This window comes from Sphingomonas sp. (assembly GCF_019746665.1).
Taxonomy (GTDB): domain Bacteria; phylum Pseudomonadota; class Alphaproteobacteria; order Sphingomonadales; family Sphingomonadaceae; genus Sphingomonas.
In genome coordinates, this window is the sequence record NZ_JAIERS010000016.1 from 13,783 (window position 1) to 28,554 (window position 14,772).

Consider the following 14,772-nt stretch of genomic DNA (forward strand, 5'->3'; position numbering starts at 1 on the left):
CCGAATGGCGAGGAAATTGGGTGAATAAGGGCCGGAAGAGGTCGTTTCTCCCCATCGGGGGTCAGCGGCCAGGCTTTTAAGGGATCACCATGTTTCCAGCGATCGGTCTCGTCATCCTTCTCGCGATGGTGTTCGGCGGCTTCGCCATCACCGGCGGTGCGCTGGGCCCGGTGATGGAAGCGATTCCGCACGAAATGCTCATCATCGGCGGCGCCGCGATCGGCGCGCTCGTCATCGGCAATTCGATGAACGAGCTGAAGGCGATGGGCGGCGGCCTAGTGAAAGTGCTGAAAGGCCCCAAATATAAGAAGCAGGATTATCTCGACACCATCTTCCTGGTGTCGAAGCTGATGAAGATGCTGCGCACCGAGGGGCCGATCGCGCTCGAACCGCATGTCGAAGACCCGAAGTCGAGCGCGGTCTTCGCCGAATATCCGCGCCTCGTCGCCGACCATACGCTGGTGAACCTGATCGCCGATACGCTGCGCCTTGTCGTGGTGTCTTCGGGCACGCTCGACGTTCACGCGGTCGAGGAAGTGATGGATAACGCGATCAAGACGCACCATCACGAGGTTCAGGGCCCGCAGACGACGCTGCAGAATCTCGCCGACGCGCTGCCCGCTTTGGGTATCGTCGCCGCGGTGCTCGGCGTGGTGAAGACGATGGGCGCGATCGACAAGCCGCCGTCGATCCTGGGCGCGATGATCGGCTCGGCGCTGGTCGGCACCTTCATGGGCGTGCTGCTGGCCTACGGGATCGTCGCGCCGCTCGCCGGGCGGTTGCAGCAGATCATCGACGCCGACGCCGCGATCTATCACACCGTCAAGCAGATCATCATCGCCTCGCTCCACGGCCATCCGCAGCCGCTGGTGATCGAGGCGGCGCGCTCGGGGATCGCGCACCACAACCAGCCGGGCTTCGCCGAAGTGTTCGACGGTCTGCGCGGCCGTTAAGGGGGGACCGACACCATGGCCGCCCGCGCGCCGCACGGCAACAATCAGCCGCCGAAGATCATCGTCAAGAAAATCTATGTCGAAGGGCATGGCGGCCATCATGGCGGCGCGTGGAAGGTCGCTTACGCCGATTTCGTGACGGCGATGATGGCGTTCTTCCTGCTGATGTGGCTGCTGGGGGCGACCAACGAAAAGCAGCGCAAGGCACTCGCCGACTATTTCGCGCCGACCCTGGTGGACTTCAAGCAGAGCAGCGCCGGCTCGACCGGGCTGTTCGGCGGCGCGTCGATCACCGATCTCGATAATTATCCGCACAAGGCGCAGCAGACCGGCACCAAATCGATGACGGTGCCGATCGACTCGGTCGGCGGCGCGCAGGTCGGTTCGGGCCAGAAGGGGACGCTCAAGGAAAAGTCCCAGATGGCCGAGGACAAGAAGAATTTCGACAAGATCGCCAAGCAGGTGAGCAAGGCGATGGCCAGCAACGCCAAGCTGCAGAAGCTCGCCACGCACGTTCGCTTCGTGCCGACGCGCGACGGGTTGCGGATCGATCTGGTCGACAATGCCGATTATTCGATGTTCAAGCTCGGCACGACCACCTTCGAGAGCGAGGCCGACAAGCTGATGGGCTTGATCGCCCAATCGATCCGCGACCTGCCCAACCCGCTGATGATCCGCGGCCATACCGACAGCCTGGCGTTCCAGAGCCCGACAGGGATGAACAACTGGCTGCTCAGCTCGGGCCGCGCCGAGGCGACGCGCCAGCGGCTGGCCGAGGGCGGCATCCCCAATGATCGCTTCGAGCGGATCGAGGGCGTCGCCGAGCGCGAGCCAATGATCACCAAGGACCCGGCCGATCCGCGCAACCGGCGCGTGGCGATCACCTTGCTCTACCGCTCGTCGATGCTCAATCGCTGATCAATGCAGCTTCAGCCGCGGACGCACGATGCGGTTGACGTGGCCGACGAGCACAAGCCCCAGGCCCTTCAGCCAGCCATGGATCGCGATCAGGTGCATCCGGTAGAGCGAGGCATAAACGAAGCGCGCCAGCCGGCCCTCGATCGCCATGCGCCCGCCGACCAGATTGCCCATCAGGCTGCCGACGGTCGAATAGCGGCTCAAGGACACCAGCGAGCCGTGGTCGTGATAGACGAAGGGCTTGAGCGGCTTGCCTGCCATCGCGCGCAGCAGATTGTCATAAACGGTCGCCGCCATCTGGTGCGCCGCCTGCGCGCGCGGCGGGATTGGGCGTTCGGCGCCCGGTAGCTTGCACGAAGCGCAATCGCCGATCGCGTAGATGCGCTCGTCGGCGGTCGTCTGGAGCGTGGGGAGGACGACGAGTTGGTGATTGGGCGTGGTCTCCAGCCCGCCGATGCCCGCCATCCGCTCGGCGCCGCGCACCCCGGCGGCCCACACGCGCAAATCCGCCTCGATCGCCCCGCCATCGGCGGTCATCACCGCGTTCGGCGTCACTTCGCTCACCTTGGTCGCAGTGAGCACAGTCACGCCGAGCGCCTCCAGCTCCTCGTGCGCGGCCTGGGCGAGTTTTTCGGGGAGCGCGGGCAGGATGCGCGGGCCGGCCTCGATCAGCGTCACTTTCAGGCGGCGCTCGTCGAACACCTCCAGCCCGTAATAGCTGAGCGCGGCGGCGGCGTTGAACAGCTCGGCGGCGAGTTCCACCCCGGTCGCGCCCGCGCCGACAATCGCGATGCGGACATATTCATCGGCATGGGGGTCCGCGATCATCGCCCGCGACACCCGCAGGCAATGATCGAGCAGGCGTGACCGGAACCGATCGGCCGCCGCGCGATCATCAAGGAACAGGCAATTATCGCGCACGCCCTTGGTGCCGAAATCGTTGGTGACCGATCCGGTCGCGATCACCAGATAGTCATAGCGGATGCGGTGGCGGCCGATCAGCTCGGTGCCGTCTTCGTCGATCAGCGGGGCGAGGATGATCTCGCGGGCGTCGCGGTCGATCCCCTCCAGCGTGCCCTGGAAATAGCGATAGCCCCAACGGTGGCAGTGGCTGCGATAGCCGACCTCGTCCAGATTGGCGTCGAGCGAGCCGGCGGCGACCTCGTGCAGCAGCGGCTTCCAGATATGGGTGCGGTTGCGCTCGACCAGAATGATGTCGTGCCGCTCGCGCCCGAAGCGTTTGCCGAGGCGAGTCACCAGCTCCAACCCCGCGGCGCCGCCCCCGATCACGACGATCTGCGTCTTCTTCGTCACGCGCGCGGCTCCCCAGCAGGAGGATGTACCGCCCGCGATACGGAAAAATCGACGCGAGCGGAAGCCGCCCGTCGCTAACCCTCGATCCGCGCCAGCATCGCTTCGACAAGCGCCAAGATCGCCGCGCGGGCCGGCGCGATCGCCAGCCCCTGATCGTGGCGCAAGCGGCGCCAGCATTGGAAGCTGGTCGCGACCTCGATCGCGCTCGCGGTCGCGGAATCGTCGATCACCGCCTGCGGCAGGATCGCGTGGAGCGAGGTTCGCTCCAGTTCCAGCTGGCGCTGATAGCCCTGCATCAGAAAGGCACTCTGGAAGCGCTTGATGCTGGCGGAGATGCGATAGGGCATGATCGCTTCGTAGATTTCGATGCGACGGTCGACCAGCTCGCGCAGCCGGTCGCGCCAGGTTTCGGTGACGAACGGCTTTAGCATCAGCGGCATCACCTGCCGCTCGATCGCCTCGGCCATCGCGCGGTAGAGCGTGTCCATCTCGTCGAAATGGCGGAATACCGTGCGCAGGCCGACGCCCGCGGTTTCGGCGACGCGCGCGGCGCTGGGCGACACATCGCCATCGCGCACCAGATCGAGCAGCGCGCCGACGATCTTGTCGCGCGTCGCGCGGCTGCGGGCGAAGCGACCGTCACTATTCGGGTCGATCGGCCGGCGAGGGCGGGCCGTTTTAACGGTTTTTTGTACGGTGACAGTCATAGCAAGCGCGCGCCCTTATCGACTGGCTCCGCTCAAGTCGAGCGGGTGGCGAGAGGTTTGCGATCAAAAGAGCAAGCACTGCTGCTGCCCATTTCTTGCTTGCGCGCCAATTCCTGAAGGGAAGCTCGCCGAGCGCGCTCAACCCTTAATTTACCTTAATCGCGGCGCGCGGCCGCGTTAGGCGTTAACCATGCTCGGCACGCTCGCGTTCGAGCAGTTCGACCCGTACCCGAGTCGCGCTCAGCGACAGCCGCACCTCGATCAGAAAGAACACCAGCCCCAGCGTCAGCAGCGCCATCGCCACGATGAACAGCAGCGCCACGACATTGCCGATGCGCAGATCGGCGAGCTCCGCCAGGAAGAGCAGCGCGACAACGACGCAGATCGCGATCGCGCTGGTGACGCACAGCAGCAACGCGGCGTTGATGATCGCCATGCGCCGGTCGAGCAGCCGCAGCTCGCGGACATGGCGATCGTGTTCCGGACCGCTCGAGCGCGGGTGAAGCGCTTCGAGCGCCCGCGCGCGATCGACCACCCGCGCCAGCCGCCCGGCGATCAGGTTCAGGATCGCGCCGAGCCCGGCGAGCAGGAACACCGGACTGACCGAGGCCGAGATGGTCTGCGCGATGGCGTTGACGGCGGGCATGGACATGGCCGCACCAAGCGCGTCGGGAGGGCGGGCGTCAAGCCGCGATGCCAACCGCTTGGTAAGGCGACGGATGCTATGGTCGCCGGCGATGAACAAGCCCGTCACCCCGGGCGAGCTGCGCGCCGCGCCCGCCGCGTGCTGGGTCGCCGGCCTGCCTCAGGCGATCGATGCCGTCGCGGCGGCGGCGCCGGCGAGCCATGGCTTTCTGCGGCGCCAGTGGTTCGCGGCGGCGGTCGCGACCTATGGCGGCGCGGCGGAGACGCTGGTCGTGATGCAAGGCGATACGCCCATCGCGGCGCTGCCGGTCGTGTCGATGGGGCCGGCGCCGCTCCGCGCGGTGGCGGTTCCGGGCTGCTATTGGCCGTTCCGAAGCTTCCCCGCGGCGCACGGCGCGGCGCCATTCGATGCATTGGTCTTGGCGCTTGGCCAGCGCGCGCGGGCGCTGCGCATCGGCCCGGTCTATGATGGCGACCCCGCGCTCGGCGGGCTGCTCGGCGCTGCCCGGGCGCGCGGCTGGGTGGCGTTATCGCGCGATATCGCGCGAAGTTACCTGCTCGACATTGCCGCGGAGAGCGCGGGCGGGGCGTGGCCGCGCACCTCGACGCTCAAGAAGAACCGCTTCCATGAAAAGCACCTGGCCAGCCATGGCGTGCCCGACTGGCGCTTCCTCGACGGCGCGGCGCTCGCGACCGGCGGGTTCGACGCCCTGGCCGAGGTCGAGGAGAAAAGCTGGATCGCCGAGCGTACCGACGGCCGCGACGCGAAGTTCACCGCGCGCGGCCACGGCGCGTTTTGGCGGGGGTGACGGAAGACCCGGCGCTCGCCGCGATGTGCCACGCCGCGCTGCTGACGATCGACGGCGCGCCGGCGGCGTTCAGCTTCGATCTCGATTGCGGCACGCTCAAATATGCGATCGCCAACAGTTATGATCCGGCCTTCGCCAAGCATTCGCCGGGCAAATTGCTCTATTGGCGCAACCTGGCCGAGGCCAAGGCGCGCGGGATCGAGCGGGTCGATTGGGGCGCGGGGGACAGCGGCTATAAGCGCGTGATCGGCGCGGCGCCGGGGCCGATGATCCGCGACTGGCTGCTGCTCGCCCCGGGGCCGGCGGCGCTGGTCGGGCGGATCGCGGGCGTGCTGTGGCGGCGCAGCGGCCAGACCGCGCAGGCCGCCGCATAGCCGGCGGCGCCACCTTCATCGCAAACTCCGGGAGGCCCCGCTCGAGGCGAAGCGCTAGCGCATGACGGACCGTTCCGTGGAGTCCCGGAAATGCCCGACCTGTTCGATCCTATCATTGTCGATACCGCCGCGCTCGACCGTGATGGCCATGCGCTGTTGCCCGGGCTGCTCGATGCCGAGGATTGTGCCGCGCTGATCGCCGCTTATGACGATCCGGACGTCGCCTACCGTTCGACGGTAATGATGGCGCGCCACGGGTTCGGACGGGGCGAATATCGCTATTTCGCGCGGCCCCTGCCGGCGATCGTCGCGCGGCTGCGGCGCGATCTGTACCCGCCGCTCGCGGCGGTCGCCAATCGCTGGGCCGAGCAGCTCGGCACCGCCGCCATTTGGCCATTGGATCATGCCGCGCTAGAGGCGCGCTGCCATGCCGCCGGGCAAACGCGCCCCACGCCACTCCTGCTGCGCTACGGGCCGGGCGATTACAACCGGCTGCACCAGGATGTGTATGGCGCGCTCGTCTTCCCGTTGCAGCTGCTGGTGCTGCTGAACGAGCCGGGGCGCGACTTTGACGGGGGCGAGGTGGTGCTGGTCGAGAACCGGCCGCGCATGCAATCGCGGGCGAGCGTGCTGCCGCTGCGCGCGGGTGACGCGGCGATCTTCCCGGTGCGCGAACGCCCCATCGCGAGCGCGCGGGGTTATGCGCGGGCGGGGATGCGCCACGGGGTGAGCGCGATCCGATCGGGCCAGCGCCACGTGCTCGGGATCATCTTCCACGACGCAGCCTAAGGCCGCGTCAGCCGCGCACGTAGCGGAAGTACCACACCTCATGCTCCTGGCGTCTTGCCTTGGCTTCGTAGCGGGTCTGCGGCCAGTCGGCGGGGCGGGTGAGGAAGTCGGCGGCGCTCTCCGCCAGCCAGCGAAAATCGCGGCGCTGGCGCATTACCATCATCGACCAGCGGCAATAAGTGGGGTCGTCGGTGCCGAGGCGGAATTCGCCGCCGGGCATCAGCTTGGCGGCGATCAGGTCGAGCGGGCCGGGGTTCATCATCCGTCGCTTGGCGTGGCGCGCCTTGGGCCAGGGATCGGGGTGGAGCAGATAAACGCGGCTGAGCGACGCGTCGGGCAGCCGCTCGATCACCTCGAGCGCGTCGCCCATGTGCAGACGGACATTGGCGATCGCGCCATCGCGCAAATGGTTGAGCGCGCTCACCACGCCGTTGAGGAACGGCTCGCAGCCGATGAAACCGTGCGCGGGGTGCGCCGCCGCCTGCGCCGCGAGATGCTCGCCGCCGCCAAAGCCGATTTCGAGCTGAAGCGGGCGCGTATCGCCGAACAGTTCCTCGCTCGTCAGCGGCCCCGTGTCGGGCACCGCGAGCCGCGGCAGCCATTCCTCGACGAGCGCGGCCTGGCCGACCCGCAGCTTATGCCCCTGGCGCCGGCCATAGAGGCGGCGGATGGTGGTGGGATCGTTCATGGCGTGTGCCCTAGCCCCACTGGCTGGCTGGAGCAAAGCGGGTGCTTAAGGATCGAGGCGACATCGCTTAATCAGGATCGGCGGCCCGTCCTGTTCGCCCTGCTCGCCCACCCCCATTCGGTTACGAGGTACGGGGCGAGAAGGGCTAGCGCACCGCCTTGGCATCGATCGTCACATCGCCTTTGCCTCCCCAGGTCGTCACGCTGCTGGTCGGGCGTTCGCTCTTGACGATCGCCAACGCCTGTTCGGGCTTTGGCAAGCCGTCGCGCGGGGCGAAGATGAAGCTTTGCGCGACATTGTAGAGCGAGATGCTGTAATTTTTCTGGTCCTTGCTGTTGAGCAGCGCGCCGAGCGAGTCCACGCTCACGTAAATGCCGCGCCCGGCGTCACCCAGCGCGATCAGATAGCCGTCGCGCTCGCCATCGGCGCGATACACGCCGGCATTGCCGAGTTCAGGATGCGCCGCCGGATCGCGGCAAAACGTGGCCACATGAGCCGTCTTTTCGGGCTTCACCTCCCCCTTGGCGATCGCGCCGAGCAGCGCACCCTGCAGCAGGCTCGATCCCAGCGCATCGCCGCGCGGCTTGGCGTCGTCCTTGGCGCGCAAGGTGGTGGTGCAATCGGCGATCGGCCTCGCGGCGGGGACCGGCGCAATTGTCTTCGGCCAGGCCAGCGCGCCGAGCACCGCCTGCATCCGCGCGCCCAATTCCTCCGGCGCCAGCGTGGTGGAGCTGTAGCGCAGCTTGACCAACCAGTCCTCGCCCAGCGGCACCAGTGCGACGCCGGTGCTGCGGTAAGGCGGCTTGCTGACGCGAAACACCTGCATCAGCCCGCTCGCGTTGCTCTGCCCCGGTGGGGTGAAGGCGGCGGGCGGGGCAAGCGGTGCCGGTCCGCCATAGATGTCGCGAGCGAGCACTTGCCGCGCGGCACGATCTAACCACACGGGGATGTCGCCGGTCGCGCGACGGAAGATGTAGAGCGTCACCGACTCCTCGGCGTCCGCCGTCTTATATTCGATGAACTCGTCGAGATCGGGAACGAGCACCGCGATCCGCGCCCGCGGCGGGAGCCCGGGCAACGCCGCCGGGATCTCGAGCCCGGTCGGTCCGTGGCGATACGCGGCGTCCGCCGCGAGGGTACGCTCCTGCGGACCTTGCGCGGTGGCGGGGGGCACGATCAGGAACGCTGCCGCCACAATCCATTGGAACCGCATAAAAAACTCCCCGGGAATCGCTTCCCGGGGAGGCTAGTCGAGCTACAAATCAATGCAAGTTACGCGACGGCGGCTTTCAGCGCGTCGACCAGATCGGTCTTTTCCCAGGTGAAATAATCACCTTCCGCCTGGCGGCCGAAATGGCCGTAAGCCGCCGTCTTCTGATAGATCGGCTTGTTGAGCTTCAGATGTTCGCGAATGCCCTTGGGGGTCAGCCGCACCAGCTGCGGCAGCACGCGCTCCAGCGTCGCTTCGGGCACGGTGCCGGTGCCGTGGGTGTCGACATAGACCGACAGCGGCTCGGCGATGCCGATCGCATAGGAAAGCTGGATCGTCACCCGGCGGGCGAGGCCGGCGGCGACGACGTTCTTCGCCAGATAGCGCGCGACATAGGCCGCCGAGCGATCGACCTTGGTCGGGTCCTTGCCGCTGAACGCGCCGCCACCGTGCGGGCTGGCGCCGCCATAGGTGTCGACGATGATCTTGCGGCCGGTCAGGCCCGCGTCACCGTCCGGCCCGCCGATTTCAAAGCGGCCGGTGGGGTTGACGTAAATCTTGGTCTCGTCGGTGATGAAGCCTTCGGGCAGAACGTCGCGGAACACGCCCATCACATAGTCGTGGAGCTGCTGGTACTTGGCCGGATCGCCCTCGCCGCCGTGGAAGAAATAGCCCGGGGCGTGCTGGGTGGAGACGACGAGCGCGGTCGCGCGCACCGGCGCCTCATCCCGATATTCCAGCGTCACCTGGCTCTTGGCGTCGGGCTCCAGGAAATCGACGACCTTGTTGTGGCGGTCGGCGGCCATCCGCTCGAGGATGCGGTGCGCGTAATAGAGCGTCGCGGGCAGCAGATCGGGGGTCTCGTCGGTCGCATAGCCGAACATGATGCCCTGGTCGCCGGCGCCTTCGTCCTTGTTGCCGGCTTCGTCCACGCCCTGCGCGATGTGCGCCGACTGGCCGTGCAGGTGGTTGGCGAATTCGAATTCGTTCCAGTGGAAGCCGGCCTGCTCATAGCCGATGCGCTTCACCGTTTCGCGCACCACACGCTCGACCTCTTCCGGCACGCCGGGCGCCCAGCCGGTCGCTTCGTCATAGATGCCGCGGCCGCGAATTTCGCCGGCGAGCACCACGCGCTGGGTCGTGGTCAGGGTTTCGCAGGCGATGCGCGCTTCGGGATCCTTCCCCAGGAACAGATCGACGACCGCGTCCGAAATCTGGTCGGCGACCTTGTCGGGATGGCCTTCGGAGACCGATTCGGAGGTGAACAGGAACGACGAGCGCATGAATTTCCCTCTTGTTTGGAACGCCAGGCGTCATAGCCGCTGTCGCGACGATGACATATAAAGTTTTCCTTATATGAGCCCCTAGCGGCCCCACCGGCGGAAGGCAACAGCGCTTGCGGCGAGCACCGCGCCGACGATCAGCGCGAGCCAGTTACCGAAGCGCGCGAAGGGGGTGGGCGCGGCGGCGGGGGGGATGACGGCTTCCACCGCCCCGCCGCGCTGCGGCGGCACGGTGCCGACCAGGTGGCCATCGGCGGCGATGATCGCCGAGATGCCGGTGGGCGTCGCGCGGACGATCGGCAGCCCCTCCTCGATCGCTCGTAGTCGCGCCATCGCCAGATGTTGCGCTGGACCCCAGGCGCCGTACCAGCTGTCGTTCGAAGGGTTGAAGATGAAGCGCGGGCGGCGCGCCGGGTCGACGATTTGGCCGGAAAAGATCACCTCGTAGCAGATCAGCATTCCGACCGGCCCGAAGCCCGGCAGTTTCAGGCTGCGCGGCCCCGGGCCGGGGGCGAAATCATAGCTCCCGGGGACCAGCCGGGCGAAACCGATCTGGCTCAGCAGCGGCCGCCAGGGAAGATACTCGCCCCACGGCACCAGATGCGCCTTGTCGTAGCGGCCGCGCAGGCGCCCCCGCGCGTCGATCGCGAAGATGGAGTTGGTGACGGTGCTGATCTCGCCGGCGGGCGTGAACTGTACGGCGGTGCCGCCGGTCAGCACCAGATCGCGCGGGCCGAGCAATCGGGCGATGCGCGCCCGCACCCGCGCCGGGCTTTCCTGCCGCCAATAATAGGCGGTCGGGTAGCCGTCCTCAATCAGATAGCGCAATGCGCCCTCGGGCCAGAGGATCAGGCGCGGGGCGGGGCCGGGGCGGCCGCTTAGGCGCTCCAGCGCGCGCAGGTTGTTCTCGGCATAGGCGTCGGTGGGGCGTTCCTCCTCGGGCAGATCGGGCTGCACCGCGCGAACGCGGGGGGCCGCGTCGGGCATCGGCGCCTGAGAAATACGAGCCGGGGTGAGCGCGAACAGCGCGACGAGTGGCAGCGCGACCGCGCTCGTCCGCCAACGGCCGTGCACCAGCAGCAGCAATGCGCCGGCGAGCACCACCGTGAGCCCCGAAAGCGCATAGGTTCCGATCCAAGCCGCCAGCTGCGCGACGCCAAGCAGCGGCACCCAAATGCTGCCAAGCGGCGGCCAGGGATAGCCGGTGAGCGCCCAGCCGCGCAGCCACTCGGTCAACAGCCAGGCCGCGCCCGACATCAGCACGAAGCCGAGGCCCGGCGCCTCGCCGGCCACGTGCCGCTTGCCCCAGCGCCAGGCGAGCCCGGCGGCCATCATCGGGAAGATCGCGAGGTAAAGGCACAGCAGCGCGACCGCCGGAAGCCCAAGCCAATGCGGCATCGCGTCCTGCAGGGTGAAGGCCTTGGCGATCCAGTTGTTCGCGATCGACAGATGCGCCCAGCCGAACAGCCACCCGCGCCCGAGCGCCGCGCGAACGGTGGGCGCGCGGTGGACGAGCGCGAGCCACGCGGCGAAGGCGGCGAGCGTCAGCGGCCAGAGATCGAGCGGCGCATAGCCGCACGCCGCGACCGCGCCGAGGAGCAGCGCGGCGAGCCGGGGATGGCGATCGAGCAGGGTCATGCCCCGGCTATGGGGCGGGCAGGGCGGGGGCTCAAGGGGTGGCGTTCAGCCGGTCGTATCCCGTGCGGCAGGCCAATTTGGTCCTTGGGATAAGCTGGCGTTTCGCCCGTTCCTCGTATCTGCCTTCCCCGGCGAAGGCCGGGGCCCAGTTGCCCCCCGTTGCAAGCGCTGAGCCGGACCTATTGCCCGCCGGATTCTGGGCCCCGGCCTTCGCCGGGGAAGTGGCAATGGAGGAAATAAACATTCATCGAGGCGTGAGGGAGATTAACTCGAACCGAATTGTTACTTCTGCAGAAGGCGTGCGCGACTGCGTGGTTTCGTGACTCAGGCGCCTTCCGCCTTCGCCCTCAGCGCGCTGATCGTGATCGAATTGGTGATCGCTTCGATGTCGGTCTTGAGATGCAGCAGTCGCACGCCGCCTTGCGCCAGCGCCCGATCAAGCGCTGGCCCGAAATCGGCGGTGCGCTCTACCGTCTCGGCCCAGCCGCCATAGGCGCGGGCGAGCGCCGCGAAATCGGGGTTGCGGAGCGCGGTGCCGCTCACCCGGCGCGGATAGTCGCGCTCCTGGTGCATCCGGATCGTGCCATAGCCGCCATTATCGACCAGGATCACGAGCACGTTCGCGCCGTGCTGGATCGCGGTCGCGAGTTCCTGACCGTTCATCAGGAAGTCGCCGTCGCCCGCCACCGCGACCACGGTCTTGTCCGGGCAGCGCAAGGCGCCCGCGACCGCCGCCGGCACGCCATAGCCCATCGCCCCCGCCGTCGGCGCGAGCTGGGTGCCCGGGCCGCCATAACGCCAGTAACGATGCCACCAGCCCGAAAAATTGCCCGCGCCGTTGCAGATGATCGTTTCTTCGGGCGCAAGCCGCTCACGCATCGTGGCGACGCACAAGCCGAGATCAAGCGTCACGCCCTCGCGGGGTTGAGGTGTCGACCAGCCAAGATACTCGGCATGGGCCTCGGCGGCGCCGGGCGACGGTTGCTCAGGAAACTCCGCCGTCACGATCTCGATCGCGAAAGCACAAGGATCGGCGCAGATGGCAAGGTCGGCGCGATAGACTCGATTGAGCTCATTTGCGTCGGGATGGACATGGATCAGCGTCTGCCCGGGATGATCGGGCGTGATCAGCGTATAGCCGTCGGTCGTCGCTTCGCCCAGCCGCGCGCCAACGGAGAGGATGACGTCCGCGCACTTGACCCGCTCAACCAGTTTGGGGTTGGGTCCGTAGCCAAGGTTGCCGGCCCAGGCCTTGTGACGATTGAACAGGGCATCTTGCCGGCGAAAGGCACCAATCACCGGAACCCCCCAGTGGTTCGCGAAGTGCCCGAAGGCGGCGGAAGTCGCGAGGTCCCAGCCGGCACCCCCGACAATCGCGACCGGACGTTCCGCCCGGCGCAACGCATTGACTACCGGCTCCAGATAGTCGCCCGCGATCCAGGGCCGCTCGCGCCCAATTCGCGGCCGGTCGACCGCCGCCACCTCATCGCGCAGCATGTCCTCGGGCAGCGCCACCACCACCGGCCCCGGCCGCCCGCTGATCGCGGTGCTCCACGCCCGTGCGACATATTCCGGCAGCCGCCGCGCGTCATCCACCCGCAGCGCCAGCTTGGCGAGCGGGGCGAACATCGCCACCAAGTCGATTTCCTGAAACCCCTCACGGTCGCGCATCCCGCGATCGACATCGCCGATGAACAGCAGCATCGGCACCGAATCCTGCATCGCGACATGCACGCCGATGCTGGCGTTGGTCGCCCCGGGTCCGCGCGTGACGAAGCAGACGCCGGGTCGCCCGGTGAGCACGCCATCCGCGCACGCCATAAACGCCGCGCCGCCTTCCTGCCGGCACGTCACCACATCGATCTGGGGCGTGTCGTGCAGCGCGTCGAGCACCGCGAGAAAGCTTTCGCCCGGCACCTGGAACAGCCGGTCGCAGCCTTGCGCGACCAGATTATCGACCAGGATCCGGCCGCCCGAGCGAATTTGCGTCATGCGCGCGGGTCTAATCCCCGGCGCGGGGCGAGGGAAGTGGTTAGCGCGCCGCCGCGAGCACCGGGCGCAGCGGCATCACCGGCTCGTCCTCGAACAGCCAGCGCTGGGCTTCTTCCGGGTCGGTGAACATCCGCGCGGTGCGGCTCTCCGCCGCGCGCAGCAACTGCATCCGCGCGAGCGACGAGGCGGTGATGAACGCGATCTTGCGCGAATGGTGGCGCTTGTTCGACAGTAGGGCCTGGAAGGCGTGCACCGTATCCTGCGGCTGGATCTTCATTTCGCGCACATCGGTGAGCGTGAGATGCTGGTTCGGTGCGCAGCGCAGCCGTGCATGGGCACGGTCGCGATCAACCTCGAACGCGATCACATCGGCAGGGGTGAAAAAGCCGCGCAAAGTGATGCGGACAACGCTGAGCGCGGTATCAACGTCGATCGACCAAGTGGCTTGCATGGCGCCAGGATAAGGGCGAGTTTCTTGCCGAGCGGTAAAATCGCCGCTTTGGTAGTTTCACGAGGGGCTCAAAGTGGGTGAGCTGTCGATCGTCGCCGAAGGATTGCGCTTTCCCGAAGGGCCGGTCGCCATGCCCGACGGCAGCGTGGTGCTGGTGGAGATCGCCGCCGGGCGCGTCACCCGCGTTCACCCCGATGGCCGCCAGCAGATCGTCGCGGCGCCCGGTGGCGGCCCGAACGGGCTCGCCTTGGGGCCGGATGGCAAGCTCTATTGCTGCAACAATGGCGGGTTCAACTGGCGCGAGGCGAACGGCTATCTGATCCCGCACGGCCAGGCCGATGACTATTCGCGCGGCCGAATCGAGCGGATCGATCCCGACAGCGGTAAAGTGGAAGTGCTCTACCGCGACGGCGATTTCGGCTGCCGGTTGCGCGGGCCGAACGACTTGGTGTTCGATGCCCATGGCGGCTTCTGGTTCACCGACCACGGCAAGAATCGCGAGCGCGAGCGCGACATTACCGGCATCTTCTACGCCAAGGCCGATGGCAGCCTGTTGAAGGAAGTGATCTTCCCCAGCGAAAACCCCAACGGGATCGGCCTCTCGCCCGATGGCGCGATGCTCTATGCGGCGGAGACCTATACCTGCCGGCTGATGGCGTTCCGCGTCACCGCGCCGGGGGAAGTCGCGGCCGACGCTGGGCCGGGCGGCCCCGGCATCCCGCTCTACCGCCCGGCGGGATACAAGTTTTTCGACTCGCTGGGGGTGGAGGAAAGCGGCAATATCTGCGTCGCGACGATCGGCGAGGCAGGGATTTCGGTGATCTCTCCGCTGGGCGAGCTGGTCGAATTCGTGCCGACGCCCGATATCTTCACCACCAATATCTGCTGGGGCGGGGAGGGACGGCGGACGGCCTATATCACTCTGTCGGGCTCCGGGCGGCTGGCGGCGATGTCCTGGCCGCGCGCGGGGCTGGCGCTCCATCATGGCTGAACCTGCCTTT

At 67.5% G+C, this 14,772-nt stretch carries 15 protein-coding genes; 6 read left to right on the forward strand and 9 right to left on the reverse strand.

All coding sequences use genetic code 11. The annotated features are described in order from the left end of the window. The first annotated feature begins 89 nt into the window (after positions 1 to 89). Together motA and K2X73_RS10990 are read left to right on the forward strand one after the other, a co-directional pair. A complete protein-coding gene (gene motA, locus K2X73_RS10985; protein WP_294110815.1) occupies positions 90 to 953 on the forward strand; it encodes a flagellar motor stator protein MotA in 864 nt (287 codons plus the stop codon). A 15-nt stretch (positions 954 to 968) separates the two neighbouring features. After that, positions 969 to 1,871, forward strand: a complete 903-nt coding sequence (locus K2X73_RS10990; RefSeq protein WP_294110818.1) for a flagellar motor protein MotB — start codon at positions 969 to 971, stop codon at positions 1,869 to 1,871. Here K2X73_RS10990 and K2X73_RS10995 read toward each other — a convergent pair whose 3' ends face one another. The 3 genes from K2X73_RS10995 to K2X73_RS11005 all read right to left on the reverse strand — a co-directional run bounded on the left by K2X73_RS10995 (position 1,872) and on the right by K2X73_RS11005 (position 4,544). Beyond that, positions 1,872 to 3,185, reverse strand: coding sequence for an NAD(P)/FAD-dependent oxidoreductase (locus tag K2X73_RS10995; RefSeq protein ID WP_294110820.1), 1,314 nt, complete (start codon positions 3,183 to 3,185; stop codon positions 1,872 to 1,874). It lies immediately after the preceding gene. A gap of 74 nt (positions 3,186 to 3,259) precedes the next feature. Further along, entirely contained in the window at positions 3,260 to 3,892 is a 633-nt protein-coding gene (locus tag K2X73_RS11000; RefSeq protein ID WP_294110822.1) for a TetR/AcrR family transcriptional regulator, read from the reverse strand. Between the two features lie 184 nt (positions 3,893 to 4,076). Next, a complete protein-coding gene (locus K2X73_RS11005; RefSeq protein ID WP_294110824.1) occupies positions 4,077 to 4,544 on the reverse strand; it encodes a DUF2721 domain-containing protein in 468 nt (155 codons plus the stop codon). A 67-nt stretch (positions 4,545 to 4,611) separates the two neighbouring features. Here K2X73_RS11005 and K2X73_RS11010 point away from each other — a divergent pair, with 67 nt between their 5' ends. The 3 genes from K2X73_RS11010 to K2X73_RS11020 all read left to right on the forward strand — a co-directional run bounded on the left by K2X73_RS11010 (position 4,612) and on the right by K2X73_RS11020 (position 6,509). Then, complete coding sequence (locus K2X73_RS11010; RefSeq protein WP_294110826.1) at positions 4,612 to 5,346, forward strand: hypothetical protein; 735 nt, start codon at positions 4,612 to 4,614, stop codon at positions 5,344 to 5,346. Beyond that, on the forward strand, positions 5,343 to 5,720 hold the full coding sequence (locus K2X73_RS11015; RefSeq protein WP_365980598.1) for a GNAT family N-acetyltransferase: 378 nt from the start codon (positions 5,343 to 5,345) through the stop codon (positions 5,718 to 5,720). The genes K2X73_RS11010 and K2X73_RS11015 overlap by 4 nt, the downstream gene beginning before the upstream one ends. Positions 5,721 to 5,810: 90 nt before the next feature. Next, positions 5,811 to 6,509 carry a 2OG-Fe(II) oxygenase gene (locus K2X73_RS11020; RefSeq protein WP_294110830.1) on the forward strand — a complete coding sequence of 233 codons (699 nt, stop codon included), beginning with the start codon at positions 5,811 to 5,813 and terminating at the stop codon, positions 6,507 to 6,509. A 7-nt stretch (positions 6,510 to 6,516) separates the two neighbouring features. Here the strand turns inward: K2X73_RS11020 and trmB are convergent, their stop codons facing one another. The 6 genes from trmB to K2X73_RS11050 form a co-directional block, all read right to left on the reverse strand. Continuing rightward, positions 6,517 to 7,197 (reverse strand): tRNA (guanosine(46)-N7)-methyltransferase TrmB, encoded by a 681-nt coding sequence (gene trmB, locus K2X73_RS11025; protein ID WP_294110831.1) that lies wholly within the window; start codon positions 7,195 to 7,197, stop codon positions 6,517 to 6,519. A gap of 145 nt (positions 7,198 to 7,342) precedes the next feature. After that, positions 7,343 to 8,410: a hypothetical protein gene (locus K2X73_RS11030; RefSeq protein WP_294110832.1), complete on the reverse strand. Its 1,068-nt coding sequence runs from the start codon at positions 8,408 to 8,410 to the stop codon at positions 7,343 to 7,345. A 59-nt stretch (positions 8,411 to 8,469) separates the two neighbouring features. Next, positions 8,470 to 9,690 carry a methionine adenosyltransferase gene (metK, locus tag K2X73_RS11035; RefSeq protein ID WP_294110834.1) on the reverse strand — a complete coding sequence of 407 codons (1,221 nt, stop codon included), beginning with the start codon at positions 9,688 to 9,690 and terminating at the stop codon, positions 8,470 to 8,472. Positions 9,691 to 9,771: 81 nt separating this feature from the next. Next, positions 9,772 to 11,328, reverse strand: coding sequence for an apolipoprotein N-acyltransferase (gene lnt, locus K2X73_RS11040; protein WP_294110837.1), 1,557 nt, complete (start codon positions 11,326 to 11,328; stop codon positions 9,772 to 9,774). A 324-nt stretch (positions 11,329 to 11,652) separates the two neighbouring features. Continuing rightward, on the reverse strand, positions 11,653 to 13,320 hold the full coding sequence (locus K2X73_RS11045; RefSeq protein ID WP_294110839.1) for a thiamine pyrophosphate-binding protein: 1,668 nt from the start codon (positions 13,318 to 13,320) through the stop codon (positions 11,653 to 11,655). A 40-nt stretch (positions 13,321 to 13,360) separates the two neighbouring features. Next, on the reverse strand, positions 13,361 to 13,771 hold the full coding sequence (locus tag K2X73_RS11050) for a hypothetical protein (protein ID WP_294110841.1): 411 nt from the start codon (positions 13,769 to 13,771) through the stop codon (positions 13,361 to 13,363). Positions 13,772 to 13,853: 82 nt separating this feature from the next. Here K2X73_RS11050 and K2X73_RS11055 point away from each other — a divergent pair, with 82 nt between their 5' ends. Then, positions 13,854 to 14,762, forward strand: coding sequence for an SMP-30/gluconolactonase/LRE family protein (locus tag K2X73_RS11055; RefSeq protein ID WP_294110885.1), 909 nt, complete (start codon positions 13,854 to 13,856; stop codon positions 14,760 to 14,762). The last annotated feature ends 10 nt before the right edge of the window (positions 14,763 to 14,772 follow it).